21 protein-coding genes are annotated in these 24989 nt (G+C 38.1%); 7 read left to right on the forward strand and 14 right to left on the reverse strand.

What is annotated here, in order from left to right; genetic code table 11:
- Window positions 1-10: 10 nt before the first annotated feature.
- From mutL to ACJJVW_RS10695, 4 genes are read left to right on the forward strand one after another with little or no spacing between them, the layout of a single operon-like run.
- Complete coding sequence (gene mutL / locus ACJJVW_RS10680) at window positions 11-1885, forward strand: DNA mismatch repair endonuclease MutL (RefSeq protein ID WP_405251815.1); 1875 nt, start codon at window positions 11-13, stop codon at window positions 1883-1885.
- A gap of 2 nt (window positions 1886-1887) precedes the next feature.
- Window positions 1888-2622 (forward strand): rhomboid family intramembrane serine protease, encoded by a 735-nt coding sequence (locus tag ACJJVW_RS10685; protein WP_405251817.1) that lies wholly within the window; start codon window positions 1888-1890, stop codon window positions 2620-2622.
- A gap of 9 nt (window positions 2623-2631) precedes the next feature.
- Window positions 2632-3516 carry a rhomboid family intramembrane serine protease gene (locus ACJJVW_RS10690; protein ID WP_405251819.1) on the forward strand — a complete coding sequence of 295 codons (885 nt, stop codon included), beginning with the start codon at window positions 2632-2634 and terminating at the stop codon, window positions 3514-3516.
- 3 nt (window positions 3517-3519) lie between these two features.
- Entirely contained in the window at window positions 3520-4545 is a 1026-nt protein-coding gene (locus ACJJVW_RS10695; RefSeq protein ID WP_405251821.1) for an endonuclease/exonuclease/phosphatase family protein, read from the forward strand.
- Here ACJJVW_RS10695 and ACJJVW_RS10700 read toward each other — a convergent pair.
- From ACJJVW_RS10700 to ACJJVW_RS10735, 8 genes are all read right to left on the reverse strand, one after another.
- The gene (locus tag ACJJVW_RS10700; RefSeq protein ID WP_405251824.1) at window positions 4529-5164 is read right to left on the reverse strand and encodes a WbqC family protein; all 636 of its coding nucleotides are present in this window, start codon (window positions 5162-5164) and stop codon (window positions 4529-4531) included. The two genes, ACJJVW_RS10695 and ACJJVW_RS10700, sit on opposite strands and share 17 nt — an antisense overlap.
- Before the next feature lie 3 nt (window positions 5165-5167).
- Window positions 5168-6787 carry a signal peptidase I gene (gene lepB, locus ACJJVW_RS10705; RefSeq protein WP_405251826.1) on the reverse strand — a complete coding sequence of 540 codons (1620 nt, stop codon included), beginning with the start codon at window positions 6785-6787 and terminating at the stop codon, window positions 5168-5170.
- Between the two features lie 54 nt (window positions 6788-6841).
- Window positions 6842-7546: a 4-hydroxy-tetrahydrodipicolinate reductase gene (gene dapB, locus ACJJVW_RS10710; protein ID WP_405251829.1), complete on the reverse strand. Its 705-nt coding sequence runs from the start codon at window positions 7544-7546 to the stop codon at window positions 6842-6844.
- 3 nt (window positions 7547-7549) lie between these two features.
- A complete protein-coding gene (locus ACJJVW_RS10715; protein ID WP_405251831.1) occupies window positions 7550-8152 on the reverse strand; it encodes a DUF5683 domain-containing protein in 603 nt (200 codons plus the stop codon).
- Window positions 8142-9047, reverse strand: coding sequence for a ParB/RepB/Spo0J family partition protein (locus tag ACJJVW_RS10720; RefSeq protein WP_298326571.1), 906 nt, complete (start codon window positions 9045-9047; stop codon window positions 8142-8144). The genes ACJJVW_RS10715 and ACJJVW_RS10720 overlap by 11 nt, the downstream gene beginning before the upstream one ends.
- Window position 9048: 1 nt before the next feature.
- A complete protein-coding gene (locus tag ACJJVW_RS10725) occupies window positions 9049-9816 on the reverse strand; it encodes a ParA family protein (RefSeq protein ID WP_298326568.1) in 768 nt (255 codons plus the stop codon).
- Between the two features lie 178 nt (window positions 9817-9994).
- Window positions 9995-10420: a c-type cytochrome gene (locus ACJJVW_RS10730; protein WP_405251833.1), complete on the reverse strand. Its 426-nt coding sequence runs from the start codon at window positions 10418-10420 to the stop codon at window positions 9995-9997.
- Complete coding sequence (locus ACJJVW_RS10735; RefSeq protein ID WP_405251835.1) at window positions 10420-11535, reverse strand: PQQ-dependent sugar dehydrogenase; 1116 nt, start codon at window positions 11533-11535, stop codon at window positions 10420-10422. Before ACJJVW_RS10735 ends, ACJJVW_RS10730 begins: the two co-directional genes overlap by 1 nt.
- 296 nt (window positions 11536-11831) lie before the next feature.
- On the opposite strand from ACJJVW_RS10735, the gene trxB reads away from it, so the two are divergent.
- Both trxB and ACJJVW_RS10745 read left to right on the forward strand, forming a co-directional pair.
- Window positions 11832-12839, forward strand: a complete 1008-nt coding sequence (gene trxB / locus ACJJVW_RS10740) for a thioredoxin-disulfide reductase (protein WP_144783244.1) — start codon at window positions 11832-11834, stop codon at window positions 12837-12839.
- Window positions 12840-13188: 349 nt separating this feature from the next.
- Window positions 13189-13575, forward strand: a complete 387-nt coding sequence (locus ACJJVW_RS10745) for a hypothetical protein (RefSeq protein WP_405251837.1) — start codon at window positions 13189-13191, stop codon at window positions 13573-13575.
- Window positions 13576-14253: 678 nt separating this feature from the next.
- Here ACJJVW_RS10745 and ACJJVW_RS10750 read toward each other — a convergent pair.
- The 6 genes from ACJJVW_RS10750 to ACJJVW_RS10775 all read right to left on the reverse strand — a co-directional run bounded on the left by ACJJVW_RS10750 (window position 14254) and on the right by ACJJVW_RS10775 (window position 23915).
- A complete protein-coding gene (locus ACJJVW_RS10750; protein WP_405251839.1) occupies window positions 14254-19125 on the reverse strand; it encodes a DNA repair ATPase in 4872 nt (1623 codons plus the stop codon).
- 130 nt (window positions 19126-19255) lie between these two features.
- Window positions 19256-19855, reverse strand: a complete 600-nt coding sequence (locus ACJJVW_RS10755) for a transposase (RefSeq protein ID WP_298326548.1) — start codon at window positions 19853-19855, stop codon at window positions 19256-19258.
- 46 nt (window positions 19856-19901) lie between these two features.
- On the reverse strand, window positions 19902-21968 hold the full coding sequence (locus ACJJVW_RS10760; RefSeq protein WP_298326546.1) for an SPFH domain-containing protein: 2067 nt from the start codon (window positions 21966-21968) through the stop codon (window positions 19902-19904).
- Between the two features lie 53 nt (window positions 21969-22021).
- Window positions 22022-22735 (reverse strand): OB-fold-containig protein, encoded by a 714-nt coding sequence (locus ACJJVW_RS10765; RefSeq protein WP_298326543.1) that lies wholly within the window; start codon window positions 22733-22735, stop codon window positions 22022-22024.
- Window positions 22736-22794: 59 nt separating this feature from the next.
- Entirely contained in the window at window positions 22795-23508 is a 714-nt protein-coding gene (locus ACJJVW_RS10770) for a PspA/IM30 family protein (RefSeq protein ID WP_339847930.1), read from the reverse strand.
- 11 nt (window positions 23509-23519) lie between these two features.
- The gene (locus ACJJVW_RS10775; RefSeq protein WP_013749943.1) at window positions 23520-23915 is read right to left on the reverse strand and encodes a molecular chaperone Tir; all 396 of its coding nucleotides are present in this window, start codon (window positions 23913-23915) and stop codon (window positions 23520-23522) included.
- A 266-nt stretch (window positions 23916-24181) separates the two neighbouring features.
- On the opposite strand from ACJJVW_RS10775, the gene ACJJVW_RS10780 reads away from it, so the two are divergent.
- Entirely contained in the window at window positions 24182-24937 is a 756-nt protein-coding gene (locus tag ACJJVW_RS10780; protein WP_298326531.1) for a helix-turn-helix domain-containing protein, read from the forward strand.
- Window positions 24938-24989: the final 52 nt, after the last annotated feature.

A 24989-nucleotide genomic window follows, 5' to 3' on the forward strand; every position in this document is an offset into this window, starting at 1 on the left:
GTAAGTCCTAATGGCAGACATTATTAAACTCTTACCCGATCACGTAGCAAACCAGATCGCTGCGGGAGAAGTTGTGCAACGCCCAGCTTCTGTGGTTAAGGAATTACTTGAGAATGCTATAGATGCAGGAGCATCTACCATTAAACTTATAGTAAAAGATGCTGGTAAAACCTTGATCCAGATTATAGATGACGGAAAAGGAATGAGTGATACCGATGCTCGCATGAGTTTTGAACGTCACGCTACATCTAAGATTACTACAGCAGATGATTTATTTAATTTAAATACAAAAGGTTTCCGTGGTGAAGCACTAGCATCTATTGCGGCAGTTGCTCACGTTGAACTTAAGACGCGTCCAGAAGGAGCAGAGGTAGGAACGCGCATAGAGATAGAAGGGAGTAAGATTAATGCACAAGAGGTTTGTGCTACGCCTAAGGGAACTTCACTTTCTGTAAAAAATCTATTTTTTAATATTCCAGCGAGACGTAATTTTTTAAAATCTAATAGTGTTGAGTTGCGTCATGTAATTGACGAGTTTCAACGCGTTTCACTTGCACATCCAGATATTGCTTTTGCAATGTATCACAATGAGGGCGAGTTGTTTCAATTACCACAAGGGAATCTCAAACAGCGAATTGTGGCTATTTTTGGAGGTAAGACTAATGAGAAATTAGTTCCTGTTCAAGAAGAAACAGACATTCTTACCATAAACGGATTTGTAGTAAAACCTGAGTTTTCTAAGAAGACACGAGGAGAGCAGTTTTTCTTTGTAAACGACCGTTTTATAAAAAGCGCTTATCTCAATCATGCTGTAACGGCAGCTTTTGATGGTCTCTTGCCAGAAAGAGTTAGAGCGAGCTACTTTTTATACCTAAAGGTAGATCCAAGTACGATTGATATCAATATACATCCTACTAAGACGGAGATAAAGTTTGATGACGAGCATGCATTATATGCAATGCTACGCAGTACCATCAAGCATAGTTTAGGGCAATTTAGTATTGCGCCGGTGCTTGATTTTAATCGCGATAGCGAACTTGATACTCCTTACGATTATAAAAACAAGGGTATTGTAACGCCTAAGATAGAAGTAGACCGGACATTTAATCCTTTTGAAAACGTAGCACCACCAAAACGTGGAGCGCAACGTCCAGAATTTGAGAAGCCTAGTGCTGCTGGGTGGGAGAATATGTATGAAGGGATGGAATCTCAAGCAACTGCCGTAAGTACCATGACTTTTGAAAAAGAGGTAAGTACTCCAGATATGTTTGAGAGCGGACTTAACGGTGCGATGCAAAATATATCGACTTCACCTTCTAAAGATGAATCATCTACGTACCAACTTAATAATAAATACATAGTTAGTACCATAAAGAGTGGGATGGTGATTATAGATCAGCATAGAGCGCACCAGCGTGTCCTTTATGAAGAGTTCTTGCGTAACATTACGGTAAAGGAGTCTGTAAGTCAGCAACTGTTATTTCCATTAACATTGGCTTATAGTACTACAGAACTAGCGCTTATAGAAGAACTCAAAGCTGGCCTAGAAAATACAGGTTTTATCTTTGGGACTATAAGTGGTGATATCCTTGAAATAAACGGAATTCCTACTTCTATCACAGAGAGCCAAGTGCCGGTGGTGATAGACCAATTATTAAGTGATCTTGAAAATGAGGTGCCAGATAGTGGCTTTAGTCAAACGGACACACTAGCAAAGAGTATGGCAAAAAGTCTAGCTGTAAAAGGAGGAGTGTCTTTAGATAATATGTCAAGAGAGCATCTTGTAAATAGTCTTTTTGCTTGTAAAGAACCGAGTATTTCACCTACTAATCGCAAGACGTTTGTGACCATGACAAGTGAAGACTTAGAAAGAAAATTTAAGTAGGTATGGGAAGAATAACTGAAACAGTAAAAATACTACTGATAGTTAATGTGATTTTCTATCTAGGATCTTTGTTTATTATAAAGCCAGATCCAGCAATGCAATTATTTGCATTGTGGTTTGTTGAAAATCCTAGCTGGCAAGTATGGCAGCCACTCACGCATATGTTTATGCATGATATGGGGAGCCCTATGCACATACTTTTTAATATGTATGCACTTTGGATGTTTGGGAGTCCTATTGAAAATGCTTTAGGACAAAAGAGATTTGTATTCTTTTATTTTTCGGCAGGTCTTGGAGCAGCCCTGATACATACACTCGTCAACTATTATCATTTTAATAGCGCAAGTGATGCTATAATGGCTTTAGGCTTTAATGCTGGCGATATAAAAAGTATTCTAAGTACAGGTTCATTTAGCGAGGTTATACCCAGAGAAACCGCCCAAGAGTTATATGAATCTTTTGCTGTGCCTGCAGTTGGTGCGTCTGGTGCAATAATGGGATTACTTGTAGCGTTTGGGATGCTGTTTCCTAATGCTTCATTGGGATTACTATTTATTCCTGTACCTATCAAGGCTAAATACTTTATACCTATCATTGTGGGTATAGATTTATTTTCTGGGGTAACAGGCTTTTCAATTTTTGGGGCAAACATTGCACATTGGGCTCACTTTGGTGGTGCTTTATTTGGATTTGTAATGATGTTTTACTGGAAGAAAAAAGGATTAGGTCAATATTGATATTTACATATGGCAAATACATCACTAGCATATAAATATAGTACCGCAAATGTTGCAATCAAATTGATTGTAATCAATGTAGCTGTGTACTTGCTTTTTAATATCGTTCCATGGATATCTGGTTTAGGATCAGATTTCTTTAGTAGATACTTTGTATTGCCATCAGACTTTGTGAGATTCTTACAGCAGCCGTGGAGTATACTTACGTATGCTTTTTTACACGCTGGTTTTGGACATTTGTTCTGGAATATGGTCTGGCTATATGTATTCTCAAGGTTTGTATTAAACATCTTTTCTGAAAAGAAATTTATTGCAATTTACCTTCTGGGTGCTATCGCTGGAGGAACGCTTTTTGCATTACTATACAATGTTCTCCCTGCGTTTAGAGGGACAGGCGTTTTGCTAGGTGCAAGTGCAGCTGTAAATGCTATTGTCGTGTTTATAGGTACATACACACCTAATGCAGAGATAAGAATATTTACATTTAACATCAAGCTCTGGTGGATTGCCGTTTTTGTAGTGCTTAGAGATCTATTAATGTTAGATTCTGGAAACGCTGGCGGATTAATATCTCATCTAGGTGGTGCTGCTTTTGGATTTATATATGCAAAGCAATTACTTAAAGGTAATGACATTGGATTGTGGTTTGAAAAAATCATGGATTCAGTGACAAGTTGGTTTACTAAAACACCTAAAAAAGAAAAGAAATCTCCACTTCGTACTGTACATAGAACAGCAAAGAATGCGGGATCTAAAACAAGAAGTACTGCAACTGGATCAAAATCTGAGCAGCAACAACGCATTGACGCTATTCTTGATAAGATTAGTAAAAGCGGTTACGATAGTCTGTCTAAGGCTGAGAAGGACTTTTTATTTAAAGCCGGTAAGGAATAAGAGATGAAAAAGCTCGAATTCTTCGGTAAGATTATCTTTTTTGTAAATAGCATATTTGCCGTACTCCTACTAGCTAGTTATTTATTACCATTTATACCTCCACATATCTTTCCAGCACTTTCTGTGCTTAGCCTTGTGCTTCCTGTATTGCTTATCATCAACTTCTTGTTTTTGATGTATTGGCTTTTCAGAGGAAGGAAGCAATTGTTATTATCTGCTATTATTCTAGCCTTAGGGATTACACATATTTTCTCTCTTGTACGTTTAGGTGGAGGTGAAGATATAGATGATGGAACCACATTAAAAGTGCTTACCTATAATGTGCGACAGTTTAATATTCATGGTTGGTCTGATGAGGTGAAAGTAGGTGAACGTACCATACAGCTAATCTCAGATAAAAACCCTGATGTCATTTCTTTTCAAGAATATTACCCAGGATTTAAACCTGATGAAAGGGTTTATCCTTATGAGTATAAAGTGATGAAATCCCCTAGTAAATCTTTTGGTCAGGTAATTTTTTCAAAATATCCAATTATCAATAGTGGTTCATTGGATTTTGAAAATACTGGTAATAATGGGATTTATGCAGATATAGCGACTGCTACTGATACAGTAAGAGTGTATAATATGCATTTTCAATCTTTCAGTTTATCTCCTAATTTAGCAAACTTGCAAAAGGAGAACTCAAAAAAATTACTGGGTAGATTAGGTCAAGCTTTTGAAAAGCAAGAAACTCAGGTTGCTAAGTTTTTAAATAACCAAGCTACATCTCCCTATCCGGTTATCGTAACTGGCGATTTTAATAATAGCGCTACTTCTTATATGTATCGCAAGGTAAAGGGTAATAAGGTTGACGCTTTCGCGAAAGCGGGATCAGGAACAGGAGCAACCTTCTGGTTTGACATCATTCCTTTGCGTATAGACTTTATCTTAGTAAATGAGTCTTTACCGGTTACAAACTTTGAAACCTACGATGTAGATTTAAGCGATCACAAGCCTTCTATGGCGACTCTTATGCTAGCTCGTTAGATAGATCAACCTTTGCTAGATAATCTTGTGCGCTAGGGCCTAAATTGAATAGTAAGTCAAGAATGGTTAGGTTAGATAAATACCCGTGATTCTCGTTAAAGAGTTGGTGATATTCTGGTAAAGGATAGCTCGGTTCTTTTTTTGCTTGAACGAGATCTCTATAGTCTAATTGTTCAGGATTTTTAAAAAACTCTTCCGTAAGAATAGGTGTGATTTCTAGTTGCAAGCACTCCATAATAACAGCATGACAAGCATTGTTAAAGTCTATAAGGCTATCATAAGTGGTATGATATAAATGCTCAAAATCGTCCTCATAATACTCAAAGTATGGTGAGGTTTGATATGCAATTTTAAGAGATCTCCAGTGATCACGCTGCCAGTGAAATTTATTCTCAATCTTTACATCATAATACTGCTGGCGCTCTGTTTTATCCTTGCGGTGAAGAATAGGAACAATGAGTGTTAACTCACCAGTAGATGTAGCAATCTTCATACGCGTGCGGTACGATTGCTTTTGGAAATTTCCTTTGGCTTCAATGTGAAGTTGTTCGGTTTGATAAATTACTGCGTATTGTATAATAGGAGCACAGTAGCCTACGGTAATAAGAGCTGGTTTCATAAATTACTTCTTAGCCTGTTTTTTCTTTCTAAAGAAAGACCATCCTATGTATAATAATAAGGCTCCTAAAAACCAGTAGCGGTAACTTACTAAAGGTCCATTACCACCTACGGTTGTAAATACACGATTCCATCGTATTCCGTTAAAACCAGGAACGTTTGCGTCTTTACTAAACCATACAAACACAGGCTTACCTACCACGTGATTAAAAGGAACGTAACCCCACGCTCTTGCATCTTGAGAGTTATGACGGTTATCACCCATTAACCAGTAATAATTTTGCTCAAAAGTATACTCGGTAAGAGGCTCGCCGTTCATTAATATCTGATTACCATTAACTGTGATTTCACGTTCTCTACCCATTTCATAACCTTCATACACTTCAATGATGCGTTGGTAATAAGGAAGACTCTCTGTGTTTATAGCTACTGTTGTACCTTCTTCTGGAATGTAAATAGGTCCAAAGTTGTCTACACTAGAAGCTCGGCCTGGCATAGCTCCAAAGATCCCTGTGTTGTTTTCTTGAGCATCATATCGTGTGCGTTCAATACTTATGATATTGGCATTGTTTTTTAATTTTTCAATGGCTGCTTCACTCGCGTGTGCCATGTGCTCATAAGGTCCGTTTGGTCCTTCTGCTCCAGATAAATAAATATCAGAAATCTCATAACGACCATTTACCAGATCTGTAGGTACTACATAATTCCCATTTGCATCTGTAGCCCGTTTTACGAGTAGCTCTTTAGACACAATCTTATAGCTAAACTGTATACGAGCACGATCTGGAAGATCATTTTGCTCTCCATTAATATATACATAACCATCGCGTACCTCAAGAGAATCTCCAGCTATTCCTACAGCTCTCTTAACATAGTTAGACTTCTTGTCAATAGGTTTACGCACACTACCACGCATGTGCCCAGGTGTAATATCTGTAAGCGTATCAACTGGCCAACTAAATACAACAATATCATTACGTTTGATATCTTGAAAACCAGGAAGTCTAAAGTAAGGTAATTGTGGTCGTGTTAAGTAACTTTTTGTTTTTGTACCGTAGATGGTGTCATGTAGCATAGGTGTTGCTACGGTAGTGATAGGTGTTCTCGCTCCATAATGAAATTTACTTACAAACAACCAATCGCCTACAAGTAATGTTTTTTCTAGTGATGAAGACGGGATTACAAATGGCTGCATAAAGTATGTATGCACTAATGTGGCTGCTACTATTGCAAATAGCAGTGAGCTTGTCCACTCACCGCTAGACGATTTTGGATTAACATCTCTGTCGCGTTTGTATGGGGCGTCTGTCGCATAATTGATGTAGTATAAATACAAGCCTCCTGTGAGCACCGTAAGTGCTGTATCCTTAAACGTGTTGAAGCCAAATGATCTAGCAGTTTCTACCCATACTACAGGTATCATAATAAGGTTTACAATAGGTATAAATAGTAAAATGGTCCACCACTTAGGACGATTTATAATACCCATGAGTACTACTGCATTGTAAACTGGTACTGCTGCTTCCCATGCTTTACGACCAGCACGTACGTAGAGTTTCCAAGTTCCAGCAAAGTGTACTGCTTGAACGATTAGAAAGAATATAAACCATTGTATAAGTGTCATCTGTAGTATTTTGAATCTGTAAGTTGGTCTTACGTTATTAGATATTGTTACAAGTTAAAGACCTAAAACGTCTCTCATAGTGAAAACTCCTTGTTTTCCTTGTAACCATTCTGCTGCAATTACGGCACCTAGAGCAAATCCTTGCCTAGAATGAGCTTCGTGGCTTAGGGTGATAGTATCTATCTCACTTTTGTAGTTGATAATATGTGTGCCGGGTACAGTTCCTTCCCTTTCGGCAGTGATTGGAAGGTGATTTTCTTGTATGCTCTGTCCCTCATTGAGATCCCAGCCTGTATAGTCTGATGCTTCAATAACACCTTCTGCTAGTGTGATAGCGGTCCCGCTAGGTGCGTCTAGTTTTTGAGTGTGGTGTATCTCGGTCATATCAACTTTATAGTCTTTATGAGGTGCCATGATAGCTGCGAGTTTTCTATTAAACTCAAAAAATAAATTAACGCCTACGCTAAAGTTTGAAGCGTATATAAATCCACCTTCATTTTTAGTACAAAGAGCAACCATATCTTGATAGTTATCTAACCAGCCTGTCGTTCCAGAAACAACGGGTACTCCTGCTTCAAAACATTTTGTAAGATGGTCTACAGCGCTATCAGGGATGCTAAAGTCAATGGCAACATCTGCATCTGCTAGTGTAAAGATCTCAGGAGAGTTTACTCTTGCTACAATCTTGTGACCTCTATCTGTGGCAATGCTTTCGATGGTTTTACCCATTTTTCCATAGCCTAGGAGTGCTATTTTCATATACTAAAACTTGTAATTAAAAGAGAGTCCATAATTCATGGTCTGCCCTAAGTCGTCAAAATAGAGTGCTGGACCAAAGGTCAAGTCATCATCTACATCATATTGTGATAAGTGAGCATCTACATTTGCCTCTATAATCTGGAGAATATAAACCCCAGCAGAGACTAGGATAAAAAGGTCTCTTCTCTTTCTAAATTGTTCTTGACCATTAAGAAGTGCATCATCAGAAAAGATTTCGGTGGTGGTGCCATCTTCATTTATTGTGGTAAACTCGTCTATACGACCAGCGAGTCTTTCCTTAAAAGCTGTTCTAAAACGCTCTGACTGATTACCATTAAAGGATACACCATATATCGTAGAGCCTAGAGCTCCGTATACTAATGGAAGTTTCCAGTAATCTTTATTATAAATTTGACCTAGACCTGGAAGTACGGCACCATAAAATGCGGCTTTAGCCGGTCTCAATGGGTCGTAAGGTTCTTTACTAGATGCGCCTTCTACCTTATCTGCATCTATGATAGCTTCTACAGGAGCGTCTTGTTGCGCTTTCGCGAAAGCGTAAAAACACAATAAAAAAACCAGTAAGAGGTATTTGTTACTTTGCACTATTGATTAATTTCTGTAAGCGATTAAAGTCCTCTTCTGAAGAAAAGGGAATAGAAATTTTTCCGCGACCATTTTTTGCTACTTTGATATCAACTTTAGCTCCAAAATACTCGGCAAAGTCTTTAGTTCCTTTTTTAATGAACTTAGGAGTTTCTTCCTTTTGCTCTGTAGGTGTTTCAATAGTAGAGGTAGCATGATAATTCTTTACCAGTGCCTCAGTCTGTCTTACCGAAAGTTTTTCTTGTAAGATTTTTTCGTAAATATCCAGTTGGTCACTAGTATCATCTACATTGATGAGTGCACGACCATGTCCCATAGACAAAAAGCCATCACGCATTCCCGTTTGTACAATAGGGTCAAGCTTTAATAAGCGTAAGTAATTTGTGATTGTAGATCTATTTTTACCCACGCGGTCACTCATTTGCTCCTGCGTTAGGTTAATCTCATCTATTAATCGCTGGTATGAAAGTGCGATTTCTATAGGATCAAGATCTTGTCTCTGTATATTTTCAACAAGAGCCATGGTAAGACTCTCATTATCATTTGCGATACGTATGTATGCAGGAATGGTAGCGTTGCCTATTAACTTTGAAGCTCTATAACGACGCTCTCCAGAAACCAGCTGGTACTTACCAAAACTCATCTTACGCACAGTAATAGGCTGTATAACGCCTAGTTCACGTATAGATGAGGCAAGCTCTCTTAAAGTTTCCTCATTAAAACTTGTACGAGGTTGAAAAGGGTTTACATCTATATCACCTAGGTCTAGCTCAATGATATTACCTACAACCTTGTCTGCATTTTTATCTTCGGCGCTCTTAATGTCGTTTTCTGGATCTTTCAGTAGTGCCGAAAGTCCGCGACCTAGCGCTTGTTTTTTTGTTGCTTTAGCCATTCTAGCTATTATTTTTTGTAATAAGTTCTTGAGCTAGGCTCAAGTAATTAGTTGCTCCTTTACTTGCTGCATCGTAGTTTATAATGCTTTCACCATAACTAGGTGCTTCACTTAAACGTACATTACGCTGTATGATTGTCTCAAAAACCATCTCGCTAAAATGTTTTTGAACTTCCTCTACCACTTGATTAGATAATCGTAGTCTAGAATCAAACATTGTGAGTAAGAGACCTTCGATATCTAAATCTGGGTTGTGAATTTTTTGAACACTTTTTATGGTGTTTAATAATTTTCCTAATCCTTCTAGCGCAAAGTACTCACATTGAATAGGGATAATTACAGAATCTGCCGCAGTAAGGGCATTAAGTGTAAGTAGGCCTAATGATGGTGCACAATCTATAAGAATATAGTCATATTGCTCTCTCAAATGCCCTATAGCTTTCTTCATCATGTACTCACGAGATTCCTTATCTACAAGTTCTATTTCTATAGCAACAAGGTCAATGTGTGCAGGTATGATATCAAGATTAGGGGAAGACGTTTTTATAATCGCTTCCTCTGCATTGTTAGTATGTTCTAGCAGTTGGTAAGTTCCTATCTCTACACCTTCTACATCAATGCCTAGCCCAGAGCTTGCATTAGCCTGAGGATCTGCATCAATAAGGAGTACTTTTTTCTCTAGCACACCTAGAGAGGCAGCGAGATTAACAGAAGTAGTGGTCTTGCCCACACCACCTTTTTGGTTTGCAATAGCAATTATTTTACCCATAAAATTTGAGGACGATTAGGAGGTAAAAATACAATTTAAAATGGGTTATTGAAATGGATTAGAAATGAAAAAGCCGAGAAGAATATTCTCGGCTCATCGATATTTTAAAAAGTAGTGGCTTACAGTGATAAAATCAGGACTACTATTTTTAATATTTATAAAATAAAATCACATATTTTTATTTTGAGATAGCTTTTACTTCCTCTTCAGTAATCATTTCTTTTTGAGTGTTTCCCCAGTTATTCATGATATAATTCATCACATCTGCCACTTCATCCTCATAAAGTTCTAGGTTTGCCATCACACCATCATAGGCAACGCCGTTTACAATAATTGGACCTTGCTGTCCATACTTTACTGCTTTTATTGCCTCTTTATAGCGATCTTCTGTGAGCCAGTCTGAGCCAGCAAGCGGCGGGAATGTTCCAGCGACTCCTTCACCTTGTCCTAAGTGGCACTGTATACAAAAGTCTTGGTATACTTCTGCACCACGTTCTATAGATTCTGCAAGTGGGTCTTGAGAGGTGTAAACTTCTTTTTCCACTTTCGCGAAAAATAAAAAAGCACTAACTCCTGCCGTACATAAACTTATAAGTAGCTTCATTATTTCTTAACTAGTTTAAGGATTCCTTTTCCCTCTACACCTACATAGATAGTGCCATTGTGATTAATCACATTGCGCACACGACCTACATCTTCAAGCAACTTCTCACGAGAAACTACCTTGTCGTTTTCTAAATTGACAAGTTCTAAATATTCAAATTTAAGCGAACCAATAAGCAGGTTACCGTCAAGTTTTGCATCACCAGTGTTAGTTGCAAAAGTCATCCCAGAAGGAGCGATAGAAGGAACCCAGTAATACACTGGCTGCTCCATTCCCTCTTTTTTTGAAATTTCTGTAAACGTAGTTCCGCTGTAATTAATACCGTAAGAGATTACTGGCCACCCAAAGTTTTTGCCAGCCTCAGGGATATTAATCTCATCCCCACCACGTGGTCCGTGCTCGTGTATCCATATCTTACTTGTCTCAGGATGTACAGTCATTCCTTGCGGATTACGATGTCCGTAAGAGAAAACAGCCTCTTTTGCTCCGTCTTGACCTACAAAAGGATTATCTGTAGGGATACTTCCATCTGCATTCAGTCTATAAATCTTACCCCCATCACGAGTAATATCCTGCGGATTTTGATCTCTTTCACCACGATCTCCTATAGAAAAGTAGAGGTATCCATCCTTATCAAAACGCACACGACTGCCAAAGTGGTGGCCTTTTCGCGTATTTGGGCTTCCTTTATATAATACCTTCTTCTCGGCAAGCGCGCCGTCTTTTAATTTTGCTCTCATAAGTGCCGTCATCGCTCCATCTTCTTCACCTTCTGGCGATGAGTACGTGATGTATATCCAGCCATTAGTTACATAATCTGGATGCAAGCGTATATCAAGTAAACCACCTTGATTACGCGTTACCACCTTTGGAGCTCCAGTAATCATTGTTTTTACACCATCCTTAAAGTGTATGAGCTCTCCACTTTTTTCAGTGATAAGCATAGACTCATCTGGCAATACTGCCAGTCCCCATGGGTTAGTAAGTTCGGGAACTATTACCTCATAGGTGTAATCTAGATTTGGGGTTAATGGGACATCATTTTCTCTAGTTTCTTGCGCGCAAGCCACACTTGTTACTAGCAATAGGAGAATATGAGTAATGCGAATTTTCATAAGATTTAATTTTAATGGCAAATTACAGAATAATCAGAACAATACGACGGGCGTTAACACTTTGCAAAGACTTGTAAGAACTTACAGTTAGGAAGTATATGGGGGATCAAAGCGTATTGCAAGGATTGTAATTTGGCATACATATCACTTTTGGTGATAAAGCCATTCGTTTTCTTGATAACTTGATTGTAAGGTTTGGCTTGTAAAACCTACTTTTGTAATGAAGATATTAATAAGAATAGTGCGATTGTAAAAGTGTTTGTTACGCTTTCGCGAAAGCTTAAAAATCATATACTATGTCAGTAGAAAAAGTAAAATGCCTTATCATAGGTTCAGGACCAGCGGGATATACCGCAGCAATTTATGCAGCACGCGCAAATATGGCACCAGTGTTATACCAAGGGCAGCAGCCAGGAGGCCAACTTACAACTACAAATGAAGTAGAGAATTTCCCTGGGTATGTAGATGGTGTTACTGGACCAGAAATGATGGTGCAGTTAATGAAGCAAGCACAACGTTTTGATACGGACGTGCGTGACGGATGGGTAACCAAAGTAGATTTTTCTGGAGACGTGCATAAAGCATGGATCAACGGAGAAAAGGAAATACATGCAGAATCAATCATCATCTCTACAGGAGCAAGTGCAAAATATTTAGGATTACCTTCTGAGCAGAAGTATCTTAAAATGGGTGGAGGTGTATCTGCCTGTGCTGTTTGTGATGGATTCTTTTATAGAGGTCAAGAAGTAGTAATCGTAGGTGCTGGAGATAGCGCTTGTGAGGAAGCACACTACCTTTCTAAATTATGTAAAAAAGTAACGATGCTAGTGCGTCGTGATGAGTTCCGTGCTTCTAAGATTATGGCTGCTCGTGTTAAGAAAACAGAGAATATTGAAATCCTTTTCAACACAGAAACTGTTGAGGTATTAGGTGACGATGTAGGAGTGACAGGAGCAAGAGTAAAAAATAATGTCACTGGTGAAGAGCATGATATTGCTGCAACAGGATTTTTTGTAGCGATAGGGCACAAGCCTAACACAGATATATTTAAAGAATATTTAAAGTTAGATGAGACTGGATATATTATCAATACACCAGGAACTTCTAAAACGAACGTACCAGGCGTATTTGTATCTGGAGATGCAGCAGATCACGTGTACCGCCAAGCTATCACCGCTGCCGGAACAGGATGTATGGCTGCCCTAGATGCAGAACGCTACTTAGCGTCAAAAGACGAGCTTCCACAAGACGAGCCAGGAGTAGGTTCTACTTATGTGGATGAGGTTCCTGCTGCACGTCAGTAAAGGACATACCTTATATAGAATTTAAAAACGACAGCGAGAGCTGTCGTTTTTTTTATTTGTGATTCTTTGCAGGCATCTCCCGTCTTGTGACTTTATCTCCTCTTTGCGGACATCTCCCTGACTCCCTCTTCAAAGAGGGACACTGTTGTGATTTAAGGCTTTGTATTTTGCGAAGCAAAATACAAAGCCTTCTGAGTGTTCCCCTCTTCGAAGAGGGGCTAGGGGAGATGTTTTTTATCACTTACTTAATTCGTCGAAGTGAAATTCAAAGAGTAATATTATCATGAATTACTTACGACTTCAAAAATCTTATTTTTGAAACTTATTAAATTAAATCACTTCAATTCAAATGGATTCTGTGCGCATCTCATATTTCTATGATAAAAGTGTTGAGCAAATAATTGATTATTTAGTCAAGAAGAAAATGACGGTTGATGAATTAAAAATTCGTTTGAAGTTTTCTAATGCTCATACAATTGATGATGAAAAACTCATTCAAAAATTATCATTTGCAGAGAAAAGAATGAATGAACCCTTAGAATTATCGTTGAAGTTATTCTATCTATTTTTCCCATTTGGTATTGTAAATTTTCTTTCAAATGAAGATGATAACTATAAACGTTTCTCTCAGCTCGGATATATTAAGAAAATTAGGAGCTATAATATTATTTCGCTTTTTGGTGTGCTTCTCTATATAATAGGAGGTTTACTTCTATATATGTACTTCTCAAAATAACTACCTCCAAGAGATTAAATTCGTTTATTACTCTTGCTAACATCTCCCTGACTCCCTCTTCAAAGAGGGACACTGTCGTGGTTTAAGACTTTGTATTTTGCTTCGCAAAATACAAAGCCCTCTGAGTGTTCCCCTCTTTGAAGAGGGGATAGGGGAGATGTTTTGCCCTGGTAGAAAATGATAATTACACTTGCTAGCCTTTCATAAATCTTGGTAGGTAGAAAATGGATATTATGAATATTATTAAAGAAGAAATAAATAAGCTAACATTATGCTGAAGCTGCCATTGATTATTTAGAATACCGGCTTTCATCCAAAAAACACAAAAAAATCCAACAAATAAGAGATTAATAAAGAGTGCAGTTTTAGCGCTTTTAATGTTTACTCTTAATACTAGTAATGCAGGTATCTGAAAAATATTAAACACTAAATGATATGCGCTCATATTTATGGCTGTTCTTTCAAGTCTTTTCCAAGAGAAATCATAGACTATACTAGAAAAAGTTACACGATAAATTAGTTCAATCAAATAATGGAGAATTACTATTGTGAATACAAAAAATATGATATCTGAGTTTTTTCTCATAGAAAATCTAGTCTTTTTTGCTGTGGGATATTTTATGAACCATCAAAAAACATTATCTTATTTATAGGCAGAGCCAAAGCCAAAGCTTACCGCTACAACCCCTTCTCAAGCGCCTTTTTTATCCCTTTTAAATTCTCTGTGAATTCCATCATTTGAGAGAGCACTTGTGCCATCTCGTTTTTGTCTCCAAAACCTTTGAGTTTATTATTTTTTACAAAGGTTTCTTTCATTGTGTTCCAGCGAGTGGCTTGTGTTTCGTCTAGCGCATTTATGAGTTCGCGGTACTTTAGGAGGTTTGCTTCTGCGCTTGAGGTGAGTGTTTGCGACTCGCTTTCATAGTGTGATAGGAGTAAGGTAGCCAGCTCTGTGTCGTTCATTATAGGAACCACTTTGGCTACGAGTTTATTCATATCACGGTATGACCCTTGAAGTTTAAAAGAAGGTTCTGTGCGGTAGGCATCTTCTTGCGCGGCACTACGTATGTACTCTGCATTTACCTTAAGTACTGTGTTGCGTATGGTGATTACCTTTTCTAGTACTTTTGTATAATCTGCCACTTCTTGCGCGGTGTGATTTCCTTTGAGCTGACTGTCCTGCATCCCATTTTCTATGCGGTCTATTAAGGTATACACATCTTCAAAATGACTACTACTTAACTGCTGCAATAGCGGATTTGCAGTGAGCGAATTCTCAATAAGACTCAGCTTAAATAGATGCTCTGTATCTCCTATAATATCCCCCAGGTTATAAATGTCTGCCCTGTTTGCAAGCATATCTGGTATGCGGAATTTATCACCACTCTCCGTATATGGGTTACCTGCCATAATCACGCAGAATTTCTTACTGCGCAGATCATAAGTTTTGGACTTACCATTATATACACCTTCAATCTTACGTGTACCATCAGATAGCGATATGAATTTTTGTAAAAACTCAGGATTACAGTGCTGTATATCGTCTAGATATAGCATCACATTATTCCCCATTTCAAAAGCTACGTTCAGCTTTTTAAGTTCTTCACGAGCGGCACTATTTGTGGCACTTTCTGGATCTACAGAGGTTACTTCGTGACCTATCGCTGGGCCGTTAATTTTTACAAAAACAAGTCCTAGACGGTTTGCTATATATTCCATCAGGGTAGTTTTACCATACCCAGGAGGCGAGATAAGTAGCAACATACCCATACGGTCGGTACGTTTATTATCGCCTACGGTTCCTAATTGCTTTGCAAGGTTGTCACCAAACAATGGGAAATACACTTGGTCAATCAGCTTGTTACGCACGAAGGATGTAAGCACTCTTGGTTTAAATTCGTCGAGTTTTAAATTTTCTTTCAGCGTTTCAGTAACCTCGTGTTTTGCTTTCTTAAATGTTTCAAAAGCGGGTACTTGCTCTGTTACAAATAAGTTGAGTCTCGCCGTAAAGTCATGATAATTAAAAGCAAAAACACCTTCGGTTATTGTGCTGTGATCACCGCTTAAGCCAGCGATTTTTTCATTTGGAGAAGCCGCTTTTGTTTTTAGAATCGACTCATCTTCACAGAGTAACAAACACACTACTTCATCTACATAGCGTAGGTCTGTGACACTTTCTTGAGTACGTACAAATGCCGTTACCCATTGTTTTACAAGTTGAACTTTTCCCTTGAAGTTAGGTAGTGATTCATAACTTCTCTTAAACTTAAGATCTGCTTGTTGTTGCTTTAACGCTTTCGCGAAAGCGTCTTTCAATCGCACAGCAACGCTACTACGCACAAAATCTGTGTCTTCTTGTAATTCGTCAAAAATGTATTTTGCTATAGTTTGACTCAAATCTGGTGAGAAAAGGGATTCCGCTTTCGCGAAAGCGTGTATCTCCTCACTTAAAGTCTCAACGATAAATTGGTATTCCTTTGCATCTGGAAAAAACTGTAACACCTCTCCCGAAGCCTTGATCGTTTGATCTAGCGTTTTTTTAGTGCTATCTTCAATGCTGTTCCAGAAATACTGAGCGTACGCCCTAATTTCTGGTGCGTAGGTGAGTAGCCCTAGCTCGTTGTGTTTGTGTACGAGTACCTTTAAAATTTTTGAGGCATCTACATCGTGTACGCCTTTAATATAACCCTCTGCATAGTCATTGCGACTTTCTTCTTGCACAATCGTAAGCAGCGCATCATCGCCAGCTTCTAGAAGTGATTTTTTGTCAAGTTTGTTGAATAATTTATAAGCCAAGTACGCACTGCGATACACCTCGCTAGTTTCTGACACAAACTCTTGATTCCAAATATGGCGGGAAGCGAGAAGCGTTTCATTTGAGAGTTCTTGGTAAAAATCTGTGCCCGTAAGGTGATAATTAAGCGCACCATCTTTGAGCACAATAGTGAGATCAAGTGGTTGCTTGTTTACACCAAATTTATGCTTACCAAGTCTTATAACCGTATCTCCATCTTCATAGAGATCTAGTTTGTCTTTGAGTTTGCGCAATGCATCTTCACGAGCTGTTTTAAGTCCAGTCTCGATCTCTTCTGCCTTTCCAGTGTCTTCTTGCTCCTTAAGTTGCTGTACGATATCGCGCACCTTATTGATCATAAGATCTGCGGCAAAATATCCGTTTATTTCCGAAGCTGTTTTAAAGCTTTCGGCTTTTTTACGTACGCCTTTCAAGATACGTTCTGAGGCATTTTTTAATGCCATCGCCTTTTTATTGCGTTTTTCTACAAGAGCATTTTTACGTGCTTCAAAAGCTCCGTACACTTCCTCGCGCTTTTCAATTATAAGCGTGATAAACTCATCCCAATCTGCAAACTTCCCTTCTAGCTCTTCTAGCTGGATAGAGATTTTAGTCTGGAACTCATCACACTTTTCTGGCGTGGTGGCAATATCTAGGTAGTTTATGATACTCTGATCAATAAGCTTAAGCTGCGCAGCAAAATCTGCTTGCGCCTCTGCACTTCCTAGTGATTTTTTCTTATTCTTAATCCCAGCCTTCAACTGATTGATAGTCGCAAAAATGAGCGAGATATCATCAATAATTTTAGTAGAGTGGGAGGTGTCTTCTATATCAAGGTTAGACACGATATCGATAAGTAGTTCTAGATCTGTGGCAATCTGATTTACTTCTTCTTCAAGCTTTTTGGCTTCGATCACTTTCTTGATCTTTTCCATTTCGCCTTTCTTTTCAGCTACCGCTTCATGATAAGGTTTTAAAGCTTTGTCGTCTAGTAAGAACTGTACACACTTCTCTGAGATCTTTTGGGTCTGTACCGCGATTTCTTCCTCTAACGTTTTCACGAAAGTGGGATCTACATAGCGTATGTCATTTAACGAGATGGTCTCGCCACGTAACGATCGCAGCTGTGTGAGCAATGCCACAAAATCATTGATAGATTTGAAAGAAGTGCTTTTTATTTTACCAAAAATCTCATCAGCCTTTTTCTGAATCTCTTGCGTTTGCTTGGCAGCATTACGCTTAAGTTGGACTACTTTTTCAAATTCATCGATTGCTGCATTTGCAGCTCCGTTTATCTCAGTAAGTGGTATGTTAAGCTGTTGCGTTTCTGGCTCTGGAAGCCAGTAATAGGCGTCAAGAATATCTTTAGAAAACTTGGCTAGATCACTATATAATCCATCGTAATTATCCTCCTTGTTGAGTAGCGTGACAAGGCCGTTAACCTCAGCCATTGCTTTTACGATATCTTTATTTCCTATTTTATACAGTAGCGTGTCCTCGTGTTGAGAGGGCATATAATCGCCCTTTAAAAATGGGGTTTGCCAGATCTGTATGACGTGATGCTTGGTTTGCTCATTTTCGGTTTTAAAATAGCTGAGTTCGCCATTTTTTAATACGGTAAATCCATTACAGATAATAGGAGTTTTAATTTCTTGAGTAATCACATTGTATGACATCAAGTTGTAAAGTCCTGCCTCTGGGGAGTAAAAAACATACAAGAAATCTTCTCCGTTAGGCGAACTGATTTTCTCTTGAAATTTTACGTTTGGGATTGCATTATCAAAGATGTTATACTCTCCCGTTTGTAAGTAGTACCCTGTCGGGAAAATGATACCTTGATCATCTGGTAGTAGTACACAAGTGTCTTTTACACTCTGTATTTTTTGAACTTGCTTGAGTTTGTGATTATAGAAAAAATAACGAGCTTCCTCTTGAAAAGGTTTGATCTCAAGCGCCAGTAAATTACCAAGATCTGCATAACGGTATTGCCCGTCATCAAGTGTCTGGTCGATGTGCTCCACAGGTTCGTCAAGGATTCCTTTTCCTTCTTCTGTATTGTCCTCTATTTTAATAGTAAGATCACCACCTATGGTTTCTACAAACACCTTGTCAAGTATAGAAACGTGTGCGTGCACACCATAACGATGCATATCGCGCGTAGCTTCTAACCATTTAAAATCATGTTGTTTTGGAAACTTGTATTCATGTTCACTACGATTATCTACGTATTTTAAGGTGTCATCGCTTATAAGCCACTTAAATGTTTTAATATCTGTAACACTATCACTTAGCTGAAACACCATGTAGAGGTAATTCCCGATGATGGCAAACTTTGAGAAAATAGTATTACGGTAGTACTTGTATAGATTTGCAAAATCAAGAAGAAAAATATCATCTTCTAGTAATGCTAGTGGTCTTGGCTCAAAACGATTGTCTTTAAACTCATAAGCACTAAAAACATCACTCAAGTGAATGTCTGTGCGCAATCCAAAATGCACATTATATCCAAAAAGGCATAGATTATTGAGAGAAACGATGTCACGAGCAATACAGTTATTTTCTGTATTGATACGATCATTTGCAATGAGCTTTGTCTCAAGAGAGCCAAAGACATCTTTACGTTCCTCATTCAGTTTTTGAAGGCGCTCTTGGAGATCGATTTTCTGCTTTTGCAGTCTACCTTGTATGATCTCATAAGTACCGCCGTCTAGTGACTGTGATGCTTTAGGTTGTGTATCTGGAGTTTCGTTTGCCATAGTTTCTGAATTTGGGCGCAATGCATTGCGCCCTTGCTACGCTGCCCTAGCAGCTTCGCACTTTCCTTTACCTTGATGTGCTGTCAAGACAGCAATGTCTTTCTGATAGTCTCTTTAGGAGAGTTCAGTGTTACTTTTTGTCCCATTTTTTGGGATTATCTTTTACATATTGACTGATATTGTCATATGCTCTGTCATTTGGGATGATTATATCGTGATATCCCCTAACCCATATACTTTTAGATAAGTCTACTGACCCTAATACCTGATGATCTGGTTCTGGGACTAAAGGCTCAATATCTCTAGTGTCAAGTGAATGGATGAATTGCTTAACTTGATTGGTAATTGCGGCTTTATAACCTCTGATTACTGTGCTCACAGAGTGATGTTTGATCTTATGTTTTCCTTGCACAGCGCCGCTTATTCTTTCTAGCTCTTTTTGTAAAAAATTAGGTTGTTCTATTTTTTCTTCAATATGAAAGACAAGATGAATATGATCGGGCATTATAATATACTCACCAAGAGAAATATTTGTACGCATCTCAATGGTTTTAAGCCATTCTCTTCTTGCGATTTCTCCGAAGGCATTCAATTTCATTTGACCATTACTTATTTTTCCAAAAAGTCGTAATCGATTTTTAGTGACGATAGTAATAAAGTACCTGCCTTTATTACTATAATCATAGCCTTTAAGGCGTCTAGATTGTCGATTATATCTTTTTGGAGTCATATAAGTTTAATGACAATGGGGCGCAAAGTATTGCGCCCCTGTCAATTTATCTCAACTTCTTATCAGATAACCCAAGTCCCTTTGCAAGGTTAGATAGGTTGCTGAATAAGGTTTGCTCATCATTATCTGAAGACTTAGATTTTAAATCCATCAAAAGATTTGCGATGGTCACATTCTTAAGATCCTCAGAAGAGATGCCGTACTTATCTGCAAATTCTTTTACTTTTTCAAGCAAGTTTCCTTTTACATCATCACTACCTAAAATGGCATCTTTTACCTCATGCACGGTGTCAGAATGCTTCACTAGTCTGTCGTATCCTTTGGCCTTTGTAATTTGCCCGATAATCTGGTCAAAGAACATGGTCTCACCACCTACAATATCAATGTTTGCAGCTTTAAGTGCATCACCAATAACTTGTGCTTGAGCATCTGCAATATCTTTCTGGATATTGATTTCAGCAAGGTCAACTTGAAGTTCTTTATCAAGACGTAGTTTAAACTCTTCGTGGTCTTTACCTACACCGTCAAGTTTCTTCATTGCATTTGCCTTCTCTTCGATTCCCGCAGCATCTGCAAGGGCTTTCTCTTTGATTACATCTGCCTCTGCAAGTCCGTCTTGGCGTTTTGCTTCTGCTTTTGCTTGGATTCCGGCTGCTTCTGCAAGTGCCTTCTTCTCAATGATAGTCGCTTCTACAATACCTTGACGCTCGTTTGCATCTGCCTTAGCGTGCATTACTTGCGCCTCAGACATACCTACGGTTGCTTCTTCCTTAGCTTGTGCTTCGGCAAGAATCTTACGTGCATCTGCTTCTTTTTCACTTGCTTCTTTATGTGCAAGCGCTTCGATATTAATTTCTTCAGCTTTTTGCTTAGCAGCTTCTTTAGATGCCTCAGCAGCTTTGATGGTTTTAATCAAATCTTCTTGAGCAGCACTTTCAGCATTTGTGATGGTAACTTGTTTGTTACGATCTGCAGTTTTGAAAGCCTCAATATCTTTCATATTCTCCTGCTCTTCAACCACTCCTTTTTCAAGAACTACGCGGTCTCTTATCACATCTTGAATGTTCTTTTTCTCAACCTCTACTACTTTCTCTTTTTCAATCTGAGCTAGTGTAACTACGCGTTCTCTTTCGGTTGCTTCTAGTAAACGGTCTTTTTCCACGCGTTCAGTTTCAACAGCCTCGGTACGTTGCTTGTTCTTTTCGGCAACGATAATCTGGCGTTGCATATTTTCTTCGGCAACTTTTACTTTTTCTTCTGTAGCGATACGAGCCGTTTCAGATTTTAGTCTTTCTTCTTCTGCTACCTTTAAAGTTTCTGCACCTTCACGAGACTTGATATTTGCAATCTCACGGAGTTGTTGTTCTTCTTTTTCGGCAAGTTGTTTGTCTAGTTCAAGGATTGCTTCACGAGCTTCTACATCTTGCTTGCGGATGGTTTTTTCCTCATCACGTTTAATCAGGTTAGATTGCACGTTTTGTGCAGCAGTAAGATCTGTGATCTTTTTGATACCTTCTGCATCAAGAATATTATCTGCTTTTAAATAAGAAACAGACGTTTGCTCAAGATAATCGATTGCACAATCTTCTAGTGTATAACCATTTAGATCTGTACCGATGATATCTACAATTTCATCACGAAACTCACGACGGGATTCATACAACTGTATAAAGTCAAATTTCTTACCTACGGTTTTAAGCGCTTCAGAGAATTTTGCTTCAAAAAGATCCTCAAGTGTTTCTTGACGCGAAGCTCTTTCTACACCAATCGTTTGTGCCACTTTTTTGATGTACTCCACTTCGTTATTTACACGAACGAAAAATGCCACTTTAATATCTGCACGCATGTTATCCTTACAGATAAGACCTTCGGTAGCGAGACGTTCAATTTGGATCTTTTTTACCGAAACGTCCATTACTTCTACACGGTGGAATACTGGAACTACATAAAGTCCCTTGTCTGTTGCGACTTTTGTTCCGCCAAATCCAGTACGGACCAAGGCTTGACCTTGATGTACTTTTTTGTAAAACATCGCAATGATGAGAAAGTAAATAACAATGAGTGCCACAATTCCCACAACAAGGGCGATAGCAATAGATGGGAGGTTTTCCATAGAATGATGATTTTGGTTTTGATTGATTATTGTTGCGCAATGTTGCGCCTAAATTAATATTTACTGACTAAAAAGTAATTCTTATCTGCTGATTGTTTGATGATAAGCACGCTTTCGCGAAAGCGTAATTCTGACCCATCCAGTGATTTCACATAGATATTCATTGGGTTACCATCTGCGAGTACTTCTGCATTTCCCATTTTGTCTTCAGAAATGGTAGATAAAAGTATAGCATTACGGCCTAAAAAATCTGTCGCTTTATCTCCATCCTTGTTAAGATGCTTAAAAAAGGACTTGAATGGAGTGGTTAAAATTTTAGTAAAAAATAGCGCAGGAATCATACATATAAACATTAATATGTATCCAAAGCTATTTGCATAACTTCCAGTGATGCTAGTGCTCACAAGCGTAGAAAGCCACCATAAAAATACCCATGCAGTAAAAGTGAACATAAACGGTAGGCCTACAAAATTGAAATAAATCAAGAATACTTGCCACCATTTAAGAGGCTTTCGGCGTTTGTTTACTACGTGAGTCTTGTCTACTTCTGCACTTGAGATATCTTCAAAATCCATGCTCCCAGGGTCAACAGTGTTGATATCTAGGTCAAGATCTGCATCAATATCTACGTCAATGTCGATATCCAAGTCATAATCAAAATCAATACCTGTTAATGAGGTAAGGACCCAATAGATTACAAGAAGAATAAGCAACACACTTAGTATGATGTTGACTTCAGAAAATATAAGATTTATAAAGTTATCCAATGGTTGGTGGTTTTAATGGTTCATAATCCAAAGTGTCGGGAACACAATGCGGTGCGTCCTTATGCTTTGTCCTTGTCGAGACCTAGTTGTTCCTTAAGCTTTGCAAGCTCGTCATCTACTTTTTCTTTGCTAGTATCTGCTGCTGCATTAATCTCGTCGTCTATACTTTTATTTGCATTTGCAATATCGCCATAAGCATCTGCAAGTGCCTCTTCTTGAGCTACTTTTTCCTTCATACGTTCTAGCATACTTACGGTCCCAGTGCTGTCAAGAGCAGCCATTTGCTTGTTTACATTCTTAGTGGCAGAGCTTACTTTTACTCTTGCTTTAAGTGTTTTAAGCTCATTCTCCCAGTTGCCTATATTATCTTTTATAGTCTGGATAGTAGATTGCAGCTGGGCTACATTTCCTTCAAATTTTGTGGTGTCTTCACCAGCGCGATCTGCATGCGCTTGTGCTTCTTCTTTTTTGGCAAGCGCCTCTTTTGCTAGACGGTCTGCATCTGTAGCTTCCATAGATCCTGCGTGCGCTTTTTTAAGTATTGCAATTGCTTTGCTTTCATAATCTTTTGCTTTTTCCTGGTGCTCATCTCGCTCGTTTTTAGAACGGATAGCCATTGCTTTTACTTGAGCCATTGCTTCTACACTTTTGGCAAGATCTTCTTTCATATCTCTTATGCCTTGCTCGGTCATTTTAATAGGATCTTCCATGTTATCAATAGAAGCATTTGCTTCTGCCTGGCCTATTTTAAAAAGTCTTTTAAATATGTTCATAACGTTGTGTTTTAGTATTTTGAAAATTCAATAATGTGATCTGAGTATTCACTCATTAATAAACTGAGCGAGTTTAAGCTTCCTTCTAGTTCGTTTAAATCTAGATTTTCTATTTGTAAGGTATCTCTAAATATTACTTTCTTCCCTGTCTCATCTAGAACAAATGCGCCATGAATGATATCGCGGTTTTTTTGTAGCAGACTTTTGAAAATCTTTTCAGACTGGTTATTTATGGTAAAAATAAACTGCTCTATGATTAAGATAGGAGGAGCAACGCCTAGAATGAGATTTTTAATTCCTGAGTTTTCTTTTTGTACTACCATAATACCATCTTCTGTATTTTCTGTGGTAATATTAAAGTTAAGTTCCAGTAAAAAATCTCGTGTTATATTAAAATGGTTCTTCATAAAGAGTGTTGATGTTGTATTCCAATGCGTTGGAAGGTTAATAATACGAAAACTTGTCTCTGTAAATTCCCAATTGTTTATAACTGGCTCAGGATGTAAATAATTAAAGTGGTCATAATGATTGATTTTTGATTGATGAATGTTTGATGATGCAATTACGCTTTCGCGAAAAAGCTAAATAAATTAGCAAAAGTGAATTCTTTTTGCTAAAATTGTTAGGTAAATATACAGATAAATTTATAATTTGCAAATAAAATTAGCAAAATATGTCATTTTTTGGAAAAAACATACGAAAGATTAGAACTGTCAAGACATTAAGTCAGCAGTCGTTTGCAGAGCTGTTTGACCTGAAAAGAGGGACGTTAGGGGCTTATGAGGAAGGTAGGAGTGAACCCAAAATAGATACTATTATTAAAATTGCTAATTATTTTAGCATACCTATCGATGACTTGCTCACAAAAGAGCTTACGGTAAATAGTTTGCTCAAATTCAAAGCAAATCTTACAACAGATCATGAGATCATCACAAAGCAAGCCTTTGCAAGTATTCCTTGCATAACGTCAAAAAACGCAAAAGAATATCTTCTCTATAATGATAAAGAAGCATTTGTAAGTGATATGCAAGTATTACAGTTACCTATCAATCCTGAAAAGGAATTCAGAGCATTTACGGTAGATAATCTAGAGATGAGTAGTAATGACAAAGGGCTTTTTCCTAAGGATATTGTAATAGGGGAGATGATCCCAAAAGATGTCTATAAGAAGCTAAATAATGGTCATCTAGTACTCGCTGTATTTGAAGATCAGCTCGTATTGAGACGATGCTATCTGTCAGGAAATACCATAACACTACGTGCAGATCATAAGAATATAGATGATCTTGAATTCCCTATCAAGGAAGTGAAAGAACTGTGGCGCATACGCTATGTGTTTTACCACAGAGTGCCAGAACTTGCAGATGGACTTGAAGAGAAAATGGCGATGCTTCAAGCGCAATTCTTACAGATAAAAGGTGAGTTATAAGCTCAACTTGTATTTGTAAAATAACAAAGGCTCGATGATATCGAGCCTTTGT

Origin of the sequence: Dokdonia sp. Asnod3-C12 (assembly GCF_045063975.1) — a bacterium.
Lineage (GTDB): Bacteria > Bacteroidota > Bacteroidia > Flavobacteriales > Flavobacteriaceae > Dokdonia.

Coding starts and splice junctions, on each gene's coding strand:
- ACJJVW_RS10720 (WP_298326571.1), bottom strand. CDS start 9,047: ATGGCTAAAGCAACAAAAAAACAAGCGCTAGGTCGCGGACTTTCGGCA.
- ACJJVW_RS10745 (WP_405251837.1), top strand. CDS start 13,189: ATGGATTCTGTGCGCATCTCATATTTCTATGATAAAAGTGTTGAGCAA.
- ACJJVW_RS10730 (WP_405251833.1), bottom strand. CDS start 10,420: ATGAAGCTACTTATAAGTTTATGTACGGCAGGAGTTAGTGCTTTTTTA.
- ACJJVW_RS10735 (WP_405251835.1), bottom strand. CDS start 11,535: ATGAAAATTCGCATTACTCATATTCTCCTATTGCTAGTAACAAGTGTG.
- ACJJVW_RS10755 (WP_298326548.1), bottom strand. CDS start 19,855: ATGACTCCAAAAAGATATAATCGACAATCTAGACGCCTTAAAGGCTAT.
- ACJJVW_RS10770 (WP_339847930.1), bottom strand. CDS start 23,508: ATGAACATATTTAAAAGACTTTTTAAAATAGGCCAGGCAGAAGCAAAT.
- ACJJVW_RS10760 (WP_298326546.1), bottom strand. CDS start 21,968: ATGGAAAACCTCCCATCTATTGCTATCGCCCTTGTTGTGGGAATTGTG.
- ACJJVW_RS10775 (WP_013749943.1), bottom strand. CDS start 23,915: ATGAAGAACCATTTTAATATAACACGAGATTTTTTACTGGAACTTAAC.
- ACJJVW_RS10695 (WP_405251821.1), top strand. CDS start 3,520: ATGAAAAAGCTCGAATTCTTCGGTAAGATTATCTTTTTTGTAAATAGC.
- dapB (WP_405251829.1), bottom strand. CDS start 7,546: ATGAAAATAGCACTCCTAGGCTATGGAAAAATGGGTAAAACCATCGAA.
- ACJJVW_RS10690 (WP_405251819.1), top strand. CDS start 2,632: ATGGCAAATACATCACTAGCATATAAATATAGTACCGCAAATGTTGCA.
- ACJJVW_RS10780 (WP_298326531.1), top strand. CDS start 24,182: ATGTCATTTTTTGGAAAAAACATACGAAAGATTAGAACTGTCAAGACA.
- ACJJVW_RS10750 (WP_405251839.1), bottom strand. CDS start 19,125: ATGGCAAACGAAACTCCAGATACACAACCTAAAGCATCACAGTCACTA.
- ACJJVW_RS10725 (WP_298326568.1), bottom strand. CDS start 9,816: ATGGGTAAAATAATTGCTATTGCAAACCAAAAAGGTGGTGTGGGCAAG.
- ACJJVW_RS10700 (WP_405251824.1), bottom strand. CDS start 5,164: ATGAAACCAGCTCTTATTACCGTAGGCTACTGTGCTCCTATTATACAA.
- trxB (WP_144783244.1), top strand. CDS start 11,832: ATGTCAGTAGAAAAAGTAAAATGCCTTATCATAGGTTCAGGACCAGCG.
- ACJJVW_RS10685 (WP_405251817.1), top strand. CDS start 1,888: ATGGGAAGAATAACTGAAACAGTAAAAATACTACTGATAGTTAATGTG.
- mutL (WP_405251815.1), top strand. CDS start 11: ATGGCAGACATTATTAAACTCTTACCCGATCACGTAGCAAACCAGATC.
- lepB (WP_405251826.1), bottom strand. CDS start 6,787: ATGACACTTATACAATGGTTTATATTCTTTCTAATCGTTCAAGCAGTA.